The following is a 19,666-nucleotide window of genomic DNA, read 5'->3' as shown; positions in this document are numbered from 1 at the left end:
TTCTATATGGAGACAGACGCGCCATGCGCTCATTGCTTCGCCGAAAGTCACGCATCGAACCGAAACTCGGCGCGCTCGCACTGGGCGTCGCGCTCGTGCTGGGTGTGCCCGCGGCGTACGCCGGCCCGCTCAAGGGCGCGCCGGCGCCATTCGACAAGGGCGGCGTGAAGATCGCGCTCGTCAACTACCTGTCGACCGGCGATTTCTTCCAGGCCTACGAAGCCGGCGCGCAGAAGCAGGCACGTGCGCTCGGCGTCGATCTGCGCATCTACGAAGGCCGGCAGGACGCGGCCGAGCAGCGCGAGCAGATTCAGCAGGCGATCAGCATCGGCGTGTCCGCGATCATCGTCAATCACGGCTTGCCGGAATCGCTGAAGGACGTCGTTCAGCGTGCGGTGGACAAAGGCATCAAGGTCGTTGCGTTCGACGTCGATCTCGCCAATCAGAAGGTGCCGCAGATCGAGCAGAACGATCGCGACCTGGCGAACCTGCTGCTCGATCAGGCCGTGAAGGACAACGGCGACGCGTTCGCGGCAGGGTACGTGTACGTGGCCGGATTCGCGCCGCTCGACCGGCGCGATGCCGCGTGGCGCGACTTCAAGCGTGCGCACCCGAAGGTGAAGGAAAAGGCGCGCTGGGGCACCGTCGACAATCCGATCGCGCAATCGGTCGCGAACCAGGCGGCGGCCGCGTATCGCGCGAATCCCGACATTCGCGTCGTATTCGCGCCGTACGACGAGTTCGCGCGCGGCGCGAAGCTCGCGGCCGACGAGGCCAGGCTGTCGTCGAAGCTGCGCATCTACAGCGCGGACGTATCGACGGCCGACATCGAGGCCATTCGCGCGCCGAACAGCGCGTGGGTCGCGACGGCCGCGACCAATCCGGCGGTCGTCGGCGCGGTGTCGGTGCGAGCGGCGGCGCTGCTGGTGGCCGGGCAAAACCCGGGCGCGCGCATCGCGGTCAAGCCGACGCTGATCACGCGCGACGATCTCGTGAAGAACGACATTCATACCGTGGCCGAACTCGGCGCGAAGTTTCCGGCGTTCCGCGCGAGCGATGCGGCGACGGCCGCGTGGATTCCGGCGGTCGACTGATCGCCCTGGCGCGCAACGAACCGATCGGTCGCCTGCGTGCCGCCTGCCCATGACTCGACCATGACGACCCTGAACGACTATCTCGTACAAAAGCGCGACGCCTGGCGAGCGAAGCAGCAGGCCGCCCGCAACGATCCCGATCTCAAGGCGACGCCGCTGAAGGCGACCGTGCGCGCGCTCGGTCGCAGCGGCGTGCGCGAGATCCGGATTCGCGACTTCCAGGTGATCAGCGACAGCCCGCCCGATTTCGCGGGATACAACCTCGGGCCTGCGTCGCCGGAACTGCAACTGGGCGTGCTCGGCAGTTGCCTCACGCACATCACGTTGATCCAGGCCGCGGAGCGGGGCCTGAAGATCGACGCGATCGAAGTCGAAGTCACCGGCGACCAGCATCCGCTCGCGCAGCAGCCGGGGTTCGAGCACGTTCCGGTATTCCCGCACAACATCCGCTATACGCTGGACATCGTGTCGCCGGAGCCGCCGGAGGTCATTCGGGCGTTGCATCAGGCGGTCGAAGCGGTGTGCCCGATCTTCAATTTGCTGAGGTTGCCGCAGCACATCGACGGGGAATTGCGGCATACGAACGGGTGATGCGCCGACGCATTGCTGCTCGGCCGAGTTTGTAAATGAAATCGGTGTATTGTGATAAGAATACTTATCCCGATGGCCGTAATTCAAGTGCCGGGCGTTGACGTTTTCGCACCACCGCGTGCCCGACGAGGGCCGTAACGACGCTAGTTGCCCGGTTCCTTCGTCACGTCATGACGATAGGCGCGCGGCGAGCAGCCCACGATGCGTTTGAACGCATGGCCGAACGCGCTATCCGAGTCGTAGCCGAGCCGCTGCGCGATCGCCGAGATCGACGCCGTGGAGTGGCGCAGTTCGCGCATCGCCAGCTGTATCCGCCACCGCAACACGTATTCGAGCGGCCCGAACCCGAGCCGCCGCTTGAAATGCAGCGCGAACGTCGAACGCGACACATGGCAGCAGGCCGCCAGCGCGTCGACGGTCCAGCGTCGCTCGGGCGCCGCGTGAATCGCGGCCAGCGCCGCGCTGACTCGCGAATCCGCGAATCCGGCCAGCCACCCGACGTCGCCGTTCGCGCCGGCGTCCACATAGCGCCGCAGGATCTGCACGAGCATCATGTGTCCGAGATGCCGAACCATCAGCGACCCGCCCGGCGACGCCGCGACGAACTCCCGTGCGAGTTGCTGCAGCGACCAGCGCAGGACCGCCGCCGGTTCGGAATCGCCGCTCACGATCACCACGGGCGGCAGGCTGCCGAGCAGCAGCGGCATCCGTTCCTCATAGGCGAAGCGGCCGCCGATCAGAAAGCAGTCGGCCGGTTCGCCATAGTGCGCGATACCGCGGTCGACATGCCGGTACACGTCGGCGGCGGGCACCGGCGCGACCGACGGATCGCTCGCCAGCGAAAATGCCCGCGGCGCGGCGAGCAGGAAGCAGTCGCCCGTGCGCAGCCGGACGGGTGGCCCTGCACCGTCGACGGTCAGCCAGCAACTGCCTTCGACCACCGCGTTGAACTTGATCCCGTCGGGCGGGGGCAGGTCGACGGCCCATGGGCCACCGGCCCGCAGGCCGGTGAAAAACGAGTCGCGCGTTTCCAGCAGCGACAGCACTTCCGATAGCGGGTCCACGCGCAATCCCGGACGATCTCGACGAAAAACCGGATTCTATTGCATTCACAGTCCGGATGCGCGGCCGGAGAATGGGCTCGTGCAGTGACGCGGCCGATGGGCGGCCACGTGCTTCGCACGCCGTTCCTGGAGCTTTCAATGACGAGCAGGCAGCAACCCCTTCATTCCGGATTCGACGCTGCATCGACGGCGAGCGACGTCCTGGCCGGTCTCGACCTGCGCGGCAAGACCGCGATCGTGACGGGCGGCCATTCGGGTCTCGGGCTCGAAACCACGCGTGCACTGGCGCAAGCCGGCGCGCGCGTCGTCGTCGGCGCGCGGAGCGTCGCGGCCGCGCGCGAGGCGACGCGCGACATCGCCGGCGTGGAGATCGCGACGCTCGATCTGGCGGACCCCGCGAGCGTGGATGCATTCGCGGCCCGGTTTGTCGACGCGCGGCGCAACGTACATATCGTGATCAACAGCGCGGGCATCATGGCCTGCCCCGAGACCCGCGTCGGCGACGGTCGGGAAGCGCAGATGGCCGTCAATCACCTCGGTCACTACGTGCTCGTCAACCGCCTATGGCCTGCGCTCGCGCACGGAGACGGCGCACGTGTGGTCGCGGTGTCGTCGCTCGGGCACCGGCTGTCGCCGATCCGTTGGGACGATATCGCGTTCACGCGCGGTTACGACAAATGGCTGGCGTACGGACAGTCGAAAACCGCCAACGCCTTGTTCGCGGTGCAGCTCGACGTGCTCGGTGCGCCATTCGGCGTTCGCGCATATTCGCTGCATCCCGGCAAGATCGCGACGCCGCTGCAGCGCCATCTGACGCGCGAGGAAATGATGGCGCAAGGTTGGGTGGACGAGCACGGTGTGCCGATCGATCCGACTTTCAAGACACCTGAGCAGGGTGCGGCAACCCAGGTATGGGTGGCGACGTCGCCGCGCCTGGCCGATCTCGGCGGTGTTTATTGCGAGGATTGCGACGTCGCGACAGTGACGCGCGGCAACGAGGAATCAGGCGTGCGGCCGCATGCGATCGATCCGGAGGAAGCGGCGCGGCTGTGGGCGTGGTCCGCGGCCGCGACGGGCGTCGATGCCTTTGCCGTGCGGCGCCCTGGCCGGGCGCCGCGCGGGCGTCCGGCGGCGGCACGACATCCGCGCGCGGCAGCCTATCCGCACGTCTACCGCAGCGCCCGCCCCATCTCCGCGATCGGCATCGCGACGATCGAATTCAGCAATCGCATTTCCCCGGCGTCCGGATGCGCGATGTGCCGCACTTCATCGAGCGCCTGAACGACGAGACGGTCGAGCGGTTCGAGAAAGCGCCGCAGTTCGCTGGCGGCCGCTTTCTCCCTGAGCCCGAGCGCCTGGCCGAACGCGACCAGTGCGTCCATGTCGATATCGGCGAACCGCGTCGCATGCCCGAGCGGCATCGTCAGCTCGCAGTGCGGCCAGTGTTCGCCGCGATGGTCGGGCCGGTGCGTCGGCGTGTGATACACGACCGTGCTGACGATGTCGTAGAACGGCGCGAGCCGGTAGCCGCGCGCGTCGACGAAGAACGACAGGTTCTTCAGGTGCGCGTCGGCATTGCCGACCACCACGTTGAACACGGTCCAGCGGAACACCGACAGGCGCGTGAGCGCTCTCGTGCTGGTGCGCTCGATCGCGCGGGCCAGTTCCTGTGCGTTCGCCCGCTGATATTTGAAACCGCGGTCGTAGTTGAGCAACTGCATCGCGTCGATCGTATGCACGCGCCCGGCCGGTTCGGACGCGACGTCGCGGTCGAACCGGTCGATCACGTAGCACGCGGACGGCGCGCGCAGGAAGTGCACGTCCGGTACGTCGAGCCCCATCTTCTTCGCGAGCCGCATGCAGAAGAACTCGTTGATCGCCGAATGCGGATAGCCGGCCGCACGCATGTCGGGTTTGAGGAGGTGCATCGACGGTTCGCTGCCGACCGGCTCGAACAGTGCGTAGTCGGGCGCGTCGCCGCGCAGCACCAGCAGCAGCTTCTGCTGCGCGCCGGCCGCCGACATGCGCTTGGGTGCCGTCGCCGTCAGCGCGCGTTCGGGCATCGCCTGGATTCGCCGTTCGAGCTCGTCGAGCGGCAGCGGCTGCAGGCCGCCGGGCGCTTCGCGTTCGCCATCGGCCAGCAGCGTCAGCGCGCCGGCCGATTCGCGGCCGAAGTACGCGAGCAGGCCCCACGCGTCGGCCGCATCGACCTTCGCCTCGCGCGCGAGCGACGTGCGCATGCCTTCCTCGGGCAGCAGGTTGTCGAAGAACCACTGCACTGGACGATCGGTCGACGTGTCGGTGAACACGCCCGCGCGCAGCGGGAACGCCGGCGACAGTGGATACGCGGCGGGTGACGCGAGCCATTGCGGGTCGTACGCGAACGACCAGATGCCTTTATCGTCGGTCAGCGTGCCCATGCGCACGCCGTTGGCGGACGCGATCAGCGTTCTAGCCGCCATGGCTGCTCCTGCGGCGTTGCGCGGCTTTCAGCGCGGTGGCTTCGGATATCTCGACCGACGACTCGGCGTACAGGCGCACGCCGAGCTCGGCCAGCAGCAGCATGACCTTGCCGATTTGCGCGGTCGGCTTGCCGGCTTCCACCTGACTGATGAATTTCGGCGACAGGCCGGTCGCGTTCGCGAGCTCGTCCCGCGTGAACCCCTGCTGGATCCGCGCGGAACGAATGAGGTGGGCGAGCGCGCCGATCGTGTCGACGGACTGGGACTCCGACATGACGTTCTCCGTGCTTCGTATCTGAGCGGGAACAGTATCGCATAACTCGCCAAGTCGGGCGGTAATTCGTATTCGTACGGGAACGAATAGATGCTTCCGACGCCGGGGGACGGCATTTCGTACCCGCTCGGGAACAGATTGTCTAGGAACGGCCGTTGGGAGCGGTTCGCGTATCTGATCGGATACGGAGCGAGGGCGCCCGGCGGATGTCCGCTGGCGGCGGGTCAGTTCTTCGCCGTCACGCGCCCGGCGTGGCGACGCACGATCATTCCGCGAACGGGCGCCGACCACCTCCGCCACGGTGGCACGGTGCGCGCCGAACCCCCTTTCTACAATTCCGTCCGACGTACTACAGGCGCCGCCGCACCCGAAAAGCAGGCCCGGTCCTTGCGCCGGGCAGGCGTCGCCGGCGGCGTTCGCGCCCCGACACATGACGATTTGCACGGGAGGCGCGCATGGAACCGATGCCGGTCGTACTGCAGTGGCACGACGTTCTCGTCAGGATCGCGCTGGCGCTCGTCGCGGGCGGGCTGATCGGCCTCGATCGCAGCGAATCCGGCAAGACGGCCGGGCTGCGGACGACGATCCTCGTCTGTCTCGCCGCATGTCTGTCGATGCTGCAGGTCAATGCGCTGCTGCTGCAGGCGGGCAAACCGGAGGGCGCGTTTTCGGTGCTGGACCTGATGCGGCTGCCGCTCGGCATCCTGACCGGAATGGGCTTCATCGGCGGCGGCGCGATCCTTCATCGCGATGGCCTCGTATCCGGCGTCACCACGGCCGCGACGCTGTGGTTCGTCACCGTCATCGGGCTGTGCGTCGGCGGCGGCCAGTTGTCACTCGGCGCGCTCGGGCTGGTGCTCGCCTTGCTCGTCGTCTGGCCGCTGCGGCTGGTCGAGCAGCGCTTGCGGCGCGTCCGGACCGCGCTGGTCACGATCGAATATCCGCCGGGCTCGGTTGCGCGCGAACAACTGATCGCGAAGCTGAGCCGGGCGGGATTCACGTGCCGGACGAAAAGCTTTTGCGAAACGGCTGCACGCGCGGTGCGCGAGGAAGAACTGTTCGTGCAGTGGCGCGAAGCGGCCAGCGCCGACGTGATGCTGAAGCAGTTGATGCGGATCGTCGAATCCGCGGGCCTGACGTCGGTCCGCTGCGCGACGGAGAACTGACGCGCGCGGCCGCTGGAACGCGCGATGCTCGTGCAGCAGGCCGCCGTGGGCGGCTTACCGAGGAGCGAAACATGACATGTGTATCGGAGGTGATGACACGCGACGCCGCGACCATCGGCCCGACGCAGAGCCTGCGCGAGGCGGCCCGGCTGATGAGCGAGCTGAACGTCGGCGCGCTGCCCGTTTGCGATGGCACGCGGCTGATCGGGATGCTGACGGACCGCGACATCGTTGTGCGCGCGGTGTCGATGGGCGTGCCGCCGAACGAGTCGATCGAGGGCGTCGTCAGCGGACCCGCGAACTGGTGTTATGAGGACGACGACATTTCAGTGGTGCAAAAGAAGATGGAAGATGCGCAGATTCGCCGCGTGCCGGTGGTCGACCGGCAGAAGCGGCTGCTCGGCATCGTCGCGCTGGGCGATCTGGCGACGGCCGCGGACGGCGCGATGTCGTCGACGCTCGGCGCGGTGTCGGCGCCGGCGCGCCCGGATCGGTGAATTGCCATGACAGACACGGAGAACGACATGAACGAAGACAGGGAAACGCAGGTCCGCGAGCGTGCGTACCGGCTGTGGCAGGCAGACGGCGCGCCGGACGGTCGGGCCGACGAATACTGGCAGCGGGCCGAGCAGCAGCTCGATGCCGAGGGCAGCAGCGCGGACGGGCGCGCCGGGCAGACGGCCGATTTGCCGGCCGAGCAGTCCGCGAAGCGCCGCATCCCGGGCGAGCCGCTGCAGGACGTCGATGCGGTGCCGACCGGCGAGCTCGCGCATGAAAGGCGGCGTACGCCGTGAAGCGCGGGTAAGGCCGAGCCGGAAGGAGGACGAAGATGACGGCGCATGCGGGCGAAAAGGCGGAAAAGACCGGTAACTTTCGATGCGAGAAATGCAATCGGTCGACGCACGTCCAGGCGGGGCACCCGATCCCGACGTGCCCGCATTGCGGCAACGACACGTACGGCGAGCGAACGCGCGAACCGGGCAACAAGCAGTAAGGTGATGCGGGCCGCGCACTTCGCTTCGCGCGACGCGCAGACCGGCAACGCGCGCCGCCGCGACACGCGTGCTAACCGTCCTCGCCCACTTCGGTCGGGTCCGGCAAGTCGGGCAGGTCGTCGTGACGGTCGTCGCGCTCCGGCGGTGGAACGTCCGGCGTGTCGGTCAAATCGTCGTCGTTCGGTGTCGCGTTTGTCGCGGGCGTCGTGATCATGATCGTCCTCCTCGGAGTCGAAAGGGCACCGGCGCGCAACCGGCATGTCGCTATCGAGCATCGCACGTGCCACGCGTATTGCCGTTCCTGCATCGGGTGATGCGTCGCTTGTAATTTCTTCAGCGGATTCATCCGCTGGCCGTGCGACGAGGCAGCCCGATAACGGCATGTCGCTTGCTGGAAGCGTTGCAGGCTGCCGCACCGCCCGTCGCCGCGTGGCGCGGCGCAGTCAGCATCCGGACAGGGAGAACGTCATGACGCAGGACACTCAACGACAGCACACCGCGTCGCCCGATGCGGCACGCGAGACGACCGACGCGCCGGACCGGCGCAAGCCGGCGCCCGGTGGCGAATCGACCGCGCGCCCCGGCCATGCGCCCGGTGGCGGCGAACTCGACACGATTCCGGACGACCAGGCGCGCAAAGTCGTGCCCGACGATCCGCGCCAGACCGAGGTGCGCGATCCGGCCGGCAAGCCGTGGCCCGACGAGCACGACGCGCCGGACGATTCGGGCAATCGGCCGCGGCCGCTGTAGCGCGCTGTAGCGGCGACGCCGGCCGAATCGTCGCGTCCCGCTCCATTCCGCCATCCACGCACCGGAGTCCACCATGTCATCAGACGAAGTTTCCGAATCCCGTCGCAAATGGGTGCAGGGCACGACGGCCGGACTGGTCGCCAGCGTCGCCCTGCCGACGATCGCGCAGACGGGCGGCGGCCCGGCCGATGCCGGGGATACGGCGCCGCGCGATCCGCGCACCCTCTATCCCCATGCGCCGTTTCCGCAGCAGCACCAGCCGTGGCCGGGCCTCGCGGGCCGCATGACGCCTCGGCCGGATCATGGCGAGCGCAGCTATCGCGGCAGCGGCCGGCTCGACGGCCGCAAGGCGCTGATCACCGGCGGCGATTCGGGCATCGGCCGCGCGGTGGCGATCGCCTGTGCCAGAGAAGGCGCGGACGTCGCGATCGTCTATCTGCCCGACGAAGAGCCCGATGCGCGCGAAGTCGTGGACCTGATCCGCAGCGCGGGGCGCAAGGCGGTGCCACTGGCGGTCGACATCCGCAGCGAAGGCGCGTGCAACGGCCTCGTCGAGCGGGCGGTCGCCGCGCTCGGCGGGCTCGACATCCTCGTGAACAACGCGGCCCGCCAGCAGAGTCACGAATCGATCCTCGACATCAGCACCGAACAGTTCGACTGGACGCTGCGCACCAACCTGTACGCGATGTTCTGGATCACGCGGGCCGCCATTGCGCACATGCCGCCCGGTTCGGCGATCGTCAACACGACGTCGGTCAATGCGTACGACCCGTCCGCGAACCTGCTGGACTATGCGATGACGAAAGCGGCGATCGCGAATTTCACGAAGGGGCTCGCGAAGCAGATGATCCAGCGCGGCATCCGCGTCAACGGTGTCGCGCCGGGGCCGTTCTGGACGCCGTTGCAGGTCAGCGGCGGACAGACGACGCACAACGTCGAGACGTTCGGCGAGCAGGTGCCGATGGGGCGGCCGGGACAACCGGCGGAAATCGCGTCGATCTACGTCGAGCTGCTGTCGTCGCGCTCGAGCTACGTGACCGGGCAGATCTATGGCGCGTCGGGTGGTGCGGGGCAGCCTTAGTCGGCTCGCGGTGCAGGCCGACGCCGAGATGAACCCGGGCGGAGTCTCCGGTCATCGGCACCGGTTGCACGACCCCCCGATCGGCGCCGTATGCGCGAGCAGCGATCTTTATCACCGCAGCAGATAAACGTATCCGAATCGCTTCGTTGACGCACGTTGGCGCGGCCTCGTAGATTCGCGTTTTGACCGAATCAGGGGCCGTGCCGTGACGACTACCGCCATCCGCGACGCTGCAACGCTTTCCGCCGGGCATCCCGCCTTGCGGCCGGACGGCGCGGCGCAGCATTTCGACATCGTGCCGTTCGACGCGCCGCTCGGCGCCGAGGTGATCGGCGTCGACCTGTCGCAACCGCTCCACGCCGACGATTTCGCGCGCATCCATCGTGCGCATCTCGATCACCACGTGCTGGTGTTTCGCGACCAGCGCATCACGCCGGACGAGCACATCGCATTCAGCCGCCGCTTCGGGCCGCTGCAGATTCACGTGCTGCACCAGTTCGCGCTGGCCGGCCACCCGGAAGTGCTGATCGTGTCGAACATCGTCGAGAACGGCAAACCGGTCGGGCTCGGCGACGCCGGCCATTTCTGGCACTCCGACCTGTCTTACAAGGAAAAGCCGAGCCTCGGCTCGCTGCTGCACGCGCAGGAATTGCCGGCGGAAGGCGGCGACACGCTGTTCGCGAACATGCACCTCGCGTGGGACACGCTGCCGGCCCACTTGCGCCGCGCGGTCGAAGGGCGGCGCGCCGAGCATACGTATCTCGCGCGCTATGCGGAGCTGCAGGCGCGCAGCCCGTGGCGTCCCAACCTGTCGCCCGAACAGATCGCGCAGGTCGCGGCAGTCGTTCATCCCGTCGTGCGCACGCATCCGGAAACCGGCCGCAAGGCGCTGTTCGTCAGCGAGCATTTCACGACGCGCATCGTCGGGCTGCCCGACGACGAAAGCCGTGCGCTGCTCGACGAATTGTTCGCGCACAGCGTGCGCGCCGAGCACCTGTATCGGCACGCGTGGCGCGACCACGATCTGGTGTTCTGGGACAACCGTTCGCTGATGCATCTGGCCGCCGGCACGCCCGACCACCTGCGCCGCAAGCTGTACCGCACGACGATCGAAGGCGACGCGCCTTTCTGAGCCGCGCGCCGCGTCCTTCATTTCCGTCCCTTCCTGACCGGAGTTCCGATGTCGTTTTCGTTCTTGCCGGCGCGCCGCGCGCTGGCGGCCACGCTCACCGCCGCGCTCGCCTTCGCGGGTGCGGTGATCCCGCAAGCCGCGCACGCGGAGGGCCGCATCCGTATCGCCGAGCAGTTCGGCGTCGTCTACCTGATGCTGAACGTCGCGCGCGACCAGCAACTGATCGAGAAGGAAGGGCGCAAGGCCGGCCTCGACATCAAGGTCGACTGGGTGCGGCTGTCGGGCGGCGCGGCCGTGAACGACGCGCTGCTGTCCGGCGCGGTGGATGTCGCGGGCGCGGGCGTCGGCCCGCTCCTGACCGTGTGGGATCGCACGCGCGGCCGGCAGAACGTGAAGGGTGTCGCGTCGCTCGGCAATTTCCCGTACTACCTCGTGAGCAGCAACCCGAACGTGAAGACGATCGCCGATCTGAGCGCGAAGGACCGCATCGCGGTGCCGGCGGTTGGCGTGTCGGTGCAGTCGCGCGTGCTGCAGTACGCAGCGGCGAAGCAGTGGGGCGACAAGCAGTTCGACAAGCTCGACGCGCTCACGCAGGCGATTCCGCATCCCGACGCGACGGCCGCGATTCTCGCGAACAGCAACGTGATCACCGGCCACTTCGGCAATCCGCCGTTCCAGGAGCAGGAGCTCGCCGGCAACCCGAACGCGCACATCGTGCTGAATTCGTATGACGTGCTCGGTGGCCCGAGCTCCGCGACAGTGCTGTACGCGACCGAGAAATTCCGCGACGACAACCCGAAGACGTATCGCGCGTTCGTCGCCGCGCTGGCCGACGCCGCACGGCAGATCGCGGCCGACCCCGAGCGCGCTGCCGATACCTACATTCGCGTGAACGGGTCGAAGATCGATCGCGCGCTGCTGCTGAAGATCCTGCGCAATCCGCAGGTGCAGTTCAAGACCGCGCCGCAGAACACGCTGCCGCTCGCGCAGTTCATGCATCGCACCGGGGCGATCCGCAACGAGCCGAAGTCGTGGCGCGACTACTTCTTCGACGATCCCGCGACGGCCGGCGGCAGTTGAACGGCGCCGATGCAGCGGCGCCGCGATCGACGCTTATGCGTCGGCGCGGTTTCGATATGCGCAATCGATGGTTGGTCCGCACGGTGTCCGGTCGTATGTTGATGCTTTTCCCGCAAGAGATTCGATCGTGAACGCCACTTCTTCCCGAACCTGGTTGCCGCCGTATGCGGCACGTGGCGGCGTGTCGCCGGCCGCGTCCGCCGTGCCCGATACACGTGTGGACGATCGCCCGGCCGCGAGCGCCGCACCGGCCGGCACGCACAGCGAACGCCTGCTGGCGATCGACCAGGTCAGCCTCGAATACCGCAGCGGCACGCGGATCGTTCGCGCGACGCATCAGGTGAGCTTCGACGTATACGGCAGCGACCGCTTCGTGCTGCTCGGCCCGTCGGGATGCGGGAAGTCGACGCTGCTGAAGGCGATCGCCGGCTTCATCGAGCCCGTGTCGGGTTCGATCGCGCTCGACGGCCGGCCCGTGCGCGGGCCGGGCCCCGACCGCATCGTCGTGTTCCAGGAATTCGACCAGTTGCCGCCGTGGAAGACGGTCGTCGAGAACGTCGCGTTTCCGTTGCGCGCCGCCGCGAAGCTGTCGCGCGCCGAGGCACGCGAGCGCGCGCTGCACTATCTCGACAAGGTCGGGCTGAGCACGTTTGCCGATGCGTATCCGCATACGCTGTCGGGCGGCATGAAACAGCGCGTCGCGATCGCGCGGGCGCTGGCGATGCAGCCGCGCGTGCTGCTGATGGACGAACCGTTCGCCGCGCTCGACGCGCTCACGCGCCGCAAGATGCAGGAGGAACTGCTGCGGCTGTGGGACGAATTCCGCTTCACGCTGCTGTTCGTCACGCACTCGATCGAGGAGGCGCTCGTGGTCGGCAACCGGATTCTGCTGCTGTCGCCGCATCCGGGCCGCGTGCGCGCGGAGCTCAACAGTCACGAACATTCGCTCGCGAACGTCGACACCGGCGACTTCCGCGACAACGTCGCGCGGATCCACCGCCTGCTGTTCGACACCGACACATCCCAGGCACCCACGACGGAGGACGCCGCATCATGAGTACGATCGATCCGGTCCTGCCGCCGCTGCCGCCCGTGCGCGCCGAATATACGCGCACGCTCGACACGCCGCCCGATGCCGAGCGTGCGGCGCCGGCGCCGCTGCTGCGCCGCATCGCCGGCGCCGCGTGGTTTCGCCGCGGCGTCATCGCGCTCGTGCTGATCGCCGTCTGGGAGATCGTCGCGCGCATCGTCGCGAACGATCTGCTCGTCCCCACCTTCGGCGCGACGCTGGCCGCGTTCGTGCAAGGCATCGAGTCGGGCGAACTGCTGGTCAAGACCGGCATCTCGATGTCCGTGCTGCTGCGCGGCTATGCGCTGGGCGTCCTGCTCGCGTTCGCGCTGACGTCGCTCGCGGTATCCACGCGCATCGGCCGCGATCTGCTGACGATGCTCACGTCGATGTTCAATCCGCTGCCGTCCATCGCGTTGCTGCCGATCGCGCTGCTGTGGTTCGGGCTCGGCACCGGCAGCCTGCTGTTCGTGCTCGTGCACGCGGTGCTGTGGCCGCTCGCGCTCAGCATGTATACCGGCTTCGCCGGCGTGCCCGCCACGCTGAAAATGGCCGGGCGCAATTACGGGCTCACGGGCCTGCGCCAGATCGCGCTGATCCTCGTGCCGGCCGCGCTGCCGTCGATCCTGTCGGGGCTGCGCGTCGGCTGGGCATTCGCGTGGCGCACGCTGATCGCGGCCGAGCTCGTGTTCGGCGCGAGCGCGGGGCAGGGCGGGCTCGGCTGGTACATCTTCCAGAACCGCAACGAGCTGTATACGGACCGCGTGTTCGCGGGGCTTGCGGCCGTCATCGTGATCGGGCTGCTGGTCGAGAACCTCGTATTCGATACGCTCGAACGCGCGACCGTGCGGCGGTGGGGCATTCAGCACTGACGCGTCCGTTCGCGATCAATCCCGGCGCGGGCATAACGTAAGGTGAAATCGGTTTTTCACGCGCAGTGGGCGCGTCTCTATACTTTGCGGACGCGTGTAACGGACGCCGTGTCGCGCGTTGCCGCGACGCTCCCCATCTCCCCAAACAAGGACCTGCCGAATGACTGCCCGTGACGCCGTCGATCCGCGTGAAGCATTGCGCGACGCGCTTGCCGCGCTGCCCGATCTCGCGACCGCGATCGGGCAGGATGCCGCACAGCGCGAGGCGCGTCGCGAGTTGCCGTTCGAAGGTTTCGCGATCTTCCGGCGCTCGGCGCTGGGCGCGCTTCGGATTCCGGTCGCGCGCGGCGGCCTGGGCGGCACGCTGGTCGACCTGTTCGATACGATCGCGACGCTGGCGGCCGCCGATTCGAATCTCGCGCACGCGCTGCGCATCCACTACGACCAGACCGAGACGCTGCGGCTGTCGCCTCGCACCGCATTCAACGACGTGCAGCTCGAGCGCGTGCTGGCCGGTGCGATCTTCGGCGGCGCGTCGACCGAGCGCGGCACGTCGCGCCCGGGCGAGAACACGACCGTGCTGCGCCGCGACGGCGATCACCATCGCGTGACGGGCCGCAAATACTATTCGACGGGCACCGCGTTCGCCGATTTCGCGCGCATCAACGTGGAGAACGAGCAGGGCGACGCGCTCGCGGTGATCATTCCCGTGGCGCGCGACGGCCTGCAGGTGCTCGACGATTGGGACGGCATGGGCCAGCGCATGACCGCGAGCGGCAGCCTGCTGCTGAACGACGTGCAGGTGTTCGCGGACGAAGTGGCTCCGCGCGATGGATCGACGCTCGTCGGCCGTCATTGCGGCGCGCTGCGGCAGCTTCATCTCGTCGCGACGGGCGCGGGCATCGTGCGCAACGTGGTGGCCGACGCGCGCCGCTATGTGCTCGCGCACGGCCGTCCCGCGCTGCACAGCCCCGCGCCGACCGCGCGCGACGATCATTTCGTCCAGCAGATCGTCGGCGAGCTGTCCGCACACAGCCACGCGATCGATGCGCTCGTGCGAGAAAACGCGCGCGCGCTCGACCGCTCCGCCGACGCAATCGAAGCGGGCGCAGCCGATGCGGATGCGCTCGTGCTCGACAGCGCGCTCGCCACTGCCCGCACGCAGTTGATCGTCAGTAAGCTCGCGCTGCATGCGGCCGAGCGGCTGTTCGAAGTGGGCGGCGCGTCGGCGACGGCGCGCACGCACAACTTCGATCGCCACTGGCGCAACCTGCGCACGATCTTCAGCCACAACCCGCTGCTACACAAGGCGCGTGTGGTCGGCGATTACGAATTGAACGGCGTGACGACGCACCTGACCGAAGGGCGCGTGTTCTGACGACGGCCACCGCCGGCTATGGCGGTGCCGGCGCGCCGCGTTTCAAATCGGGCTTCAACGCCGCAAGCCGGCCTCGCGCAGCAGCGGCAGCACACGCTCGCCGAAGAAGTCGAGATCGGGCTTGAAATCGTAGAAACTCAACTGGATACCGTCGATGCCCGCGCGGTGCAGCCGCACGATGGTATCGGCGACTTCGTCGGGCGCGCCGGTGATCGAGATGTTGCCGCCGATCGCGCGTGCGGCGGCCTGCGCACGCTGCTCGAAACCGCCGCGCCACGCGTGTGCGTCGCTGTCGAAGCGGTGGAAGCTGCCATCGTCCGCATGCGCGACGATCGCGTCGCGGTACGCGCGCGCTTCGGCCGCCGTCTCGCGGCAGATCACGAGCGGATTGAGCAGCGTGCGGATCGTGCGGCCGCGCGCGGCGGCGGCCGCCTTCACGCGAGCGGTGTGCGCGGGCAGCGCGTCGATCGCGCGTTCGGCGTCGGGGCCGGCCGGGCTCGTGACGAACACGATGTCCGAATAGCGTGCGGCGAACGCGATGCCCGCGTCGGAGCCCGTCGCGTTGATCAGCAGCGGGCGGCCATAGCGCGGCTTCGGCGTCACGAATGCGCCGCCCAGCCGCCAGCTCGACAGTTCCGGCGTGTAGCTGAAATTATCCGGTTGCGCCCACAACTGCTGGACCGCGTCGAGGAATTCCGCGGCCATCTCGTAGCGCCGGTCGTGTTCGATCCGGTTCCAGCCGAACATCTCGTGCTCGATCGCGCGGTGGCCGGTCACCACGTTGATGCCCCAGCGTCCGCGCGAGATGTGGTCGAGCGTCGCGGTGAACTTCGCGAAATGGAGCGGATGCCACGGCCCGTAGAGCACGTGGCTCGTCGCGACGAGGATGATCCGCTCGGTGCGCGCGGTCAGCGCGGCGAGCGTCATGAACGAGTCGAGCGCCTGACCGTCGAACACGCCGCCGTAGCCGCCTTTCGGCAGCCACTGCGACAGCGCGAACACGAGATCGAAGCCGAGCGCTTCGGCGCGCGCCACGAGATCGGCGTTGTAGTCGAACGTCCAGTCCGTTGTGCGTGGCAGCGTCGATGCACTCCATCCGCCGGCCTGGATCGGCAGGAACAGCCCGAGCATCAACGGCTGCGCGAGCGTGCGCGACACGGGGCTATCGGGGAAATCCGCCGGCGAACGCACGTCGACGAACGGCGACGGCGCGAGCGGGGCGGTGACGGAGGAGTCGCTCATCACGGGGTCCTTGCTGAAAGGTGCGGCGCGACGCACGCGGGTGCGCGGCTCGATGCGGCGGCAAGCGGTGCGGGACGCGTCATAGCTTGCCCGGCCTCGGATCGGGCACGAAGCCGTCGCGGTTCGGCATCCGCACGCGCGGCAGCGTGCGCGCGTCGAGCCGGGCGTCGCCGGGCACGATGCCGTTCAGGTGGAGAACATACGCGGTGACCGCATAGACGTCGTCCGCGCTCAGCGATTGCGGCGCGTTGTACGGCATCGCCCGGCGAATGTAGTCGAACAGCGTCGTCGCGTAGGGCCAGTAGCTGCCGACCGTCTTTCTGGGCTTCGCGCTCGCGAGCGAGCCGATGCCGCCGACGAGTGCATCGCCGACGCCGCCTTCGCCGCCGGCGCCGTGACACATCGCGCATTTGTCGGCGAACACATGGCCGCCGCGTACGACCGTGCCCGCGCCGGGCGGCAGGCCGCTGCCGTCCGGCGCGACGTCGATGTCCCACGCGGCGAACGCCGCGCGATCGACCGGCTGCCCGAGGCCCAAGCCGGCGCCGAACGCGCCCGACGTCATCATGCAGGCCGCCAGCAGGCAAGCGAGCGGCTTACGCATTGCGCACCTCGCCGTCCGTGTCGACACGCCAGTTCTGGATGCCGTTGTAGTGGTACTGCGAGTTCAGGCCGCGCGCGGCGACGAGCGCGTCGCGGGTCGGCTGCACGTAGCCGGTCTCGTCGGTCGCGCGGCTTTGCAGGTCGGCCGGCTCGCCGCGCCACACCCAGTCGGCCTCGAAACGCGTCAGCGCACGGTCGCGTACGTCGCCGGCGAGCCGCGCGGGGCGCCACGTGCGGCCGCCATCGGTCGACACGTCGACGGCGCGAATCCGGCCGCGGCCCGACCACGCGTAGCCGCCGATCGCGTAATAGCCGTGCGCGACGAGCCGATGGCCGGCCGACGGCCGCGTGATCACCGACTTCGCGTCCATCTCGAACACGAACTGCCGCGCGCAGCCGTCGGGCAGCAGGTTCGTGTATTTCGACGTTTCCTCGCGCGTCATCTCCGGCGCACGCACCAGCTTCAGCCGTCGCAGCCACTTGATGTTCGTGTTGCCTTCGAATCCCGGCACGATCAGCCGCACCGGGTAGCCGTTCTCCGGGCGCAGCCGTTCGCCGTTCTGCGCATAGACGACCAGCGCGCGCTCGAGGATCCGGTCGAGCGGCAGGCTGCGCGTCATCGCCGCGCCGTCCGCGCCTTCGGCGAGCAGCCAGCGTGCGTCGGGATCGATGCCCGTTTCGTCGAGCAGCGTCGACAGCCGGACGCCGGTCCATTCGCAGCACGACAGCAACCCGTGCGTGAACTGAACGGGCAACCCGCTCGGGCCGTTCCATTCGCTGCCGGTGTTGCCCGAGCATTCGAGGAAGTGGATCCGCGATTCGGACGGGAAGCGCAGCAGGTCGTCGAGCGTGAAGACGCGCGGCTCGCGCACGAGGCCGTGCACGACGACGCGATGGCGTTGCGCATCGATGTCCGGCACGCCCGCGTGATGACGCTCGTAGACGAGCCCGTTCGGCGTGATGTCGCCGAACAGGTCGGCGAGCGGCGTCATCGACGAGCCGGAACCGGGTAGCGCAGGGGGGCGGGCGCTGCGACGGATCACGTCGCGCTCGTGCTGACCCGGCACGCCGTACGGTGGCGACAGCAGCGGCGCGCCGGGCGCGCGCGTCCACGGCGGCACGTCGAGCGGCGGGCTTGCGAGCGCGCCGCCCGCAGGCAGCATCGCGGCCGCCCAGCCGCCGGCGAGCTGACGCAGCGCCGCGCGCCGGCCGCTTCGCGGTGCACGGGGAGGGAAACGGGAATCGGTCATGGTCGAACGCGTGTCGCGCGCGGGGGCCGCGCGCTGAGAAACGATCATTTTCTGCAACCGGGCGCGGCGCGGCAAACAACGATTCCCGCTTTGCTTATCGTGACGATTGCGCCGCGCCCGATGCGCATGCCGTCAGAACTTCACGCGCAGCCCGCTGACGAATGCAAGCTGACGGTTCGTCGACGATGCGCTGCCGATGTTCGAGATCGCCGCGATCTTGCGATAGCCGCCCGAGGTCGAGGTGCTCGCATCGCCGGCCGCGAGCTGGTAGATGCCCGACACGTAGATATCGGTGCGCTTCGACAGCGCATAGTCGAACCCGAGTGTGAACTGGTGCCAGCGCGGTTTCAGCGTCTGGCCGCTCGTGCCCGGCAGGCCGCTCGCGCGCCCGTCGGTAAACGTATAGACACCGATCAGCGTGGCCGCCGGCGTGAGCTGGTAGCGCGCGTTCACGTCGTAGTTGTTGAACTTGCGCGACGAGCCGTCGAGATAGTCGAGCTGCGTGTGGCTCCACGCGAAGCCGAGCGTCGCGCGGCCAAGCGCGTAGTTCGCGCCCACCGCGCCGATCTGCTGCTTCAGTACGCCGCCGTTCAGCCCGTAGAAGAACGCGCCGCTGTAGTCGTTGCCGGTGGTCGAGGTCGCACCGCCCACCGCGCCGCTCGTATTCGACGCCGCATTCGGATGATTGAACCGCACATAGCCGCCGCCGAACGACAGCGGCCCGTTCACGTAGTTCGCCGATGCGCCCCACGCGTTGTTGTTCGAGAACCCGGTGCCTGCACCGCCATTGGCCTGGTTGCTGAACGCATAGAGCAGGTCGGCCGTGAAGCCGGCGATCGTGTCGCTGCGGAACTTCACCGCGTTGTTCAGCCGGAAGCTCTGGTTCAGGTTGTCGTTGTCACCCACGTGCGTGGCCGGCGACCAGAAACCCGGCCCCGAGTACGGCGCGACGAGATCGGTGATCGGCTCGTACTGACGGCCGAACGTCAGCGTGCCGAGGCCTTTCTTGCCGAGGCCCACGTACGCGGAGCGGCCGAACAGGCGCCCGCCCTGGCCGAGTCCGCCGTCGCTCGGGCGGAACCCGCTTTCGAGCGTGAAGACCGCCTGCACGCCGCCGCCGAGATCTTCCGCGCCTTTCAGGCCCCAGCGGCTGCCGCTCAGCTTGCCGCTCGTCTGCTGGATGTTGCTCGCGCCGCCCTGGTTGTTCGTATACGCGATGCCGGCATCGACCACGCCGTACAACGTCACCGAACTCTGCGCATGCGCGCCGACCGAACCGATCGAAACCAAACCCAGTACCACCGTTTTTTTGATCATGACCATCCTCTGTTTTTATCAGTACGTTTGTGAGGATCACGATGCTATTGACGATGGACGCGCCGATGAACGGCCGATCCGTGGTTTGTAATTCGCTGCGCGGCCGATTTGTAATATGCGCTGCCGTCGGCCCGGCAGGTGCGCCGCGATCGCGTCCGGCGCGCCTGCTGCGGCGAACGCATCGCGCCGACCGCGAACGTCGCTCGCCGGAAATGCACGTATGCGGTCATATCGATCGATGAAATC

Annotated in this window: 21 protein-coding genes and 1 pseudogene; 14 read left to right on the top strand and 8 right to left on the bottom strand. The window is 68.2% G+C overall.

Going from position 1 to position 19,666, the window contains the following annotated elements; all coding sequences use genetic code 11:
• Positions 1-23: 23 nt before the first annotated feature.
• Entirely contained in the window at positions 24-1,094 is a 1,071-nt protein-coding gene (locus QZM15_RS18620; protein WP_302106996.1) for a substrate-binding domain-containing protein, read from the top strand.
• A gap of 60 nt (positions 1,095-1,154) precedes the next feature.
• The gene (locus QZM15_RS18615; RefSeq protein ID WP_275905354.1) at positions 1,155-1,685 is read left to right on the top strand and encodes an OsmC family protein; all 531 of its coding nucleotides are present in this window, start codon (positions 1,155-1,157) and stop codon (positions 1,683-1,685) included.
• A 143-nt stretch (positions 1,686-1,828) separates the two neighbouring features.
• Here the strand turns inward: QZM15_RS18615 and QZM15_RS18610 are convergent, their stop codons facing one another.
• Positions 1,829-2,749 (bottom strand): AraC family transcriptional regulator, encoded by a 921-nt coding sequence (locus QZM15_RS18610; protein WP_226289153.1) that lies wholly within the window; start codon positions 2,747-2,749, stop codon positions 1,829-1,831.
• Positions 2,750-2,887: 138 nt separating this feature from the next.
• Between QZM15_RS18610 and QZM15_RS18605 the strand changes: the two are divergent.
• Positions 2,888-3,844, top strand: a pseudogene (locus QZM15_RS18605) (SDR family NAD(P)-dependent oxidoreductase); the annotation flags it as partial.
• A 74-nt stretch (positions 3,845-3,918) separates the two neighbouring features.
• Here QZM15_RS18605 and QZM15_RS18600 read toward each other — a convergent pair.
• On the bottom strand, positions 3,919-5,211 hold the full coding sequence (locus QZM15_RS18600; protein WP_302106995.1) for a HipA domain-containing protein: 1,293 nt from the start codon (positions 5,209-5,211) through the stop codon (positions 3,919-3,921).
• Positions 5,201-5,485: a helix-turn-helix transcriptional regulator gene (locus QZM15_RS18595; RefSeq protein WP_059575146.1), complete on the bottom strand. Its 285-nt coding sequence runs from the start codon at positions 5,483-5,485 to the stop codon at positions 5,201-5,203. The genes QZM15_RS18600 and QZM15_RS18595 overlap by 11 nt, the downstream gene beginning before the upstream one ends.
• 455 nt (positions 5,486-5,940) lie before the next feature.
• Here QZM15_RS18595 and QZM15_RS18590 point away from each other — a divergent pair, with 455 nt between their 5' ends.
• The 4 genes from QZM15_RS18590 to QZM15_RS18575 all read left to right on the top strand — a co-directional run bounded on the left by QZM15_RS18590 (position 5,941) and on the right by QZM15_RS18575 (position 7,645).
• On the top strand, positions 5,941-6,651 hold the full coding sequence (locus QZM15_RS18590; protein WP_302106994.1) for an MgtC/SapB family protein: 711 nt from the start codon (positions 5,941-5,943) through the stop codon (positions 6,649-6,651).
• 71 nt (positions 6,652-6,722) lie between these two features.
• A complete protein-coding gene (locus QZM15_RS18585) occupies positions 6,723-7,148 on the top strand; it encodes a CBS domain-containing protein (RefSeq protein WP_302106993.1) in 426 nt (141 codons plus the stop codon).
• Between the two features lie 27 nt (positions 7,149-7,175).
• Positions 7,176-7,445, top strand: a complete 270-nt coding sequence (locus tag QZM15_RS18580) for a DUF2934 domain-containing protein (RefSeq protein ID WP_302106992.1) — start codon at positions 7,176-7,178, stop codon at positions 7,443-7,445.
• Between the two features lie 35 nt (positions 7,446-7,480).
• Positions 7,481-7,645 carry an alpha helical protein gene (locus tag QZM15_RS18575; protein ID WP_060967007.1) on the top strand — a complete coding sequence of 55 codons (165 nt, stop codon included), beginning with the start codon at positions 7,481-7,483 and terminating at the stop codon, positions 7,643-7,645.
• Positions 7,646-7,716: 71 nt separating this feature from the next.
• On the opposite strand, the gene QZM15_RS18570 is transcribed toward QZM15_RS18575, so the two are convergent.
• Entirely contained in the window at positions 7,717-7,860 is a 144-nt protein-coding gene (locus QZM15_RS18570) for a hypothetical protein (protein ID WP_302106991.1), read from the bottom strand.
• A gap of 254 nt (positions 7,861-8,114) precedes the next feature.
• Here QZM15_RS18570 and QZM15_RS18565 point away from each other — a divergent pair, with 254 nt between their 5' ends.
• The 7 genes from QZM15_RS18565 (at position 8,115) to QZM15_RS18535 (ending at position 15,008) form a co-directional block, all read left to right on the top strand.
• Complete coding sequence (locus tag QZM15_RS18565) at positions 8,115-8,396, top strand: hypothetical protein (protein WP_302106990.1); 282 nt, start codon at positions 8,115-8,117, stop codon at positions 8,394-8,396.
• Between the two features lie 73 nt (positions 8,397-8,469).
• Positions 8,470-9,477 (top strand): SDR family oxidoreductase, encoded by a 1,008-nt coding sequence (locus QZM15_RS18560; RefSeq protein WP_060011077.1) that lies wholly within the window; start codon positions 8,470-8,472, stop codon positions 9,475-9,477.
• Between the two features lie 205 nt (positions 9,478-9,682).
• Positions 9,683-10,609, top strand: coding sequence for a TauD/TfdA family dioxygenase (locus tag QZM15_RS18555; RefSeq protein ID WP_124860473.1), 927 nt, complete (start codon positions 9,683-9,685; stop codon positions 10,607-10,609).
• 48 nt (positions 10,610-10,657) lie between these two features.
• A complete protein-coding gene (locus tag QZM15_RS18550) occupies positions 10,658-11,689 on the top strand; it encodes an ABC transporter substrate-binding protein (RefSeq protein WP_059575161.1) in 1,032 nt (343 codons plus the stop codon).
• A 67-nt stretch (positions 11,690-11,756) separates the two neighbouring features.
• Positions 11,757-12,746 carry an ABC transporter ATP-binding protein gene (locus tag QZM15_RS18545; protein ID WP_302106989.1) on the top strand — a complete coding sequence of 330 codons (990 nt, stop codon included), beginning with the start codon at positions 11,757-11,759 and terminating at the stop codon, positions 12,744-12,746.
• Positions 12,743-13,630, top strand: a complete 888-nt coding sequence (locus QZM15_RS18540) for an ABC transporter permease (RefSeq protein ID WP_124860477.1) — start codon at positions 12,743-12,745, stop codon at positions 13,628-13,630. The genes QZM15_RS18545 and QZM15_RS18540 overlap by 4 nt, the downstream gene beginning before the upstream one ends.
• A gap of 160 nt (positions 13,631-13,790) precedes the next feature.
• Entirely contained in the window at positions 13,791-15,008 is a 1,218-nt protein-coding gene (locus QZM15_RS18535; protein ID WP_124860479.1) for an acyl-CoA dehydrogenase family protein, read from the top strand.
• A gap of 54 nt (positions 15,009-15,062) precedes the next feature.
• Here QZM15_RS18535 and QZM15_RS18530 read toward each other — a convergent pair whose 3' ends face one another.
• The 4 genes from QZM15_RS18530 to QZM15_RS18515 all read right to left on the bottom strand — a co-directional run bounded on the left by QZM15_RS18530 (position 15,063) and on the right by QZM15_RS18515 (position 19,420).
• Positions 15,063-16,250 carry an LLM class flavin-dependent oxidoreductase gene (locus QZM15_RS18530; protein WP_302106988.1) on the bottom strand — a complete coding sequence of 396 codons (1,188 nt, stop codon included), beginning with the start codon at positions 16,248-16,250 and terminating at the stop codon, positions 15,063-15,065.
• A gap of 79 nt (positions 16,251-16,329) precedes the next feature.
• Positions 16,330-16,854 (bottom strand): c-type cytochrome, encoded by a 525-nt coding sequence (locus QZM15_RS18525; RefSeq protein ID WP_226224328.1) that lies wholly within the window; start codon positions 16,852-16,854, stop codon positions 16,330-16,332.
• A complete protein-coding gene (soxC, locus tag QZM15_RS18520) occupies positions 16,847-18,103 on the bottom strand; it encodes a sulfite dehydrogenase (protein WP_302106987.1) in 1,257 nt (418 codons plus the stop codon). The genes QZM15_RS18525 and soxC overlap by 8 nt, the downstream gene beginning before the upstream one ends.
• A 132-nt stretch (positions 18,104-18,235) precedes the next feature.
• Entirely contained in the window at positions 18,236-19,420 is a 1,185-nt protein-coding gene (locus tag QZM15_RS18515) for a porin (RefSeq protein ID WP_059575242.1), read from the bottom strand.
• Positions 19,421-19,666: the final 246 nt, after the last annotated feature.

Origin of the sequence: Burkholderia sp. AU44665 (assembly GCF_030504405.1) — a bacterium.
Classification (GTDB): Bacteria; Pseudomonadota; Gammaproteobacteria; order Burkholderiales; family Burkholderiaceae; genus Burkholderia; species Burkholderia semiarida.
The sequence above is the reverse complement of the archived record's forward strand: the minus strand, read 5'-3'. Positions and strand labels throughout refer to the sequence as shown.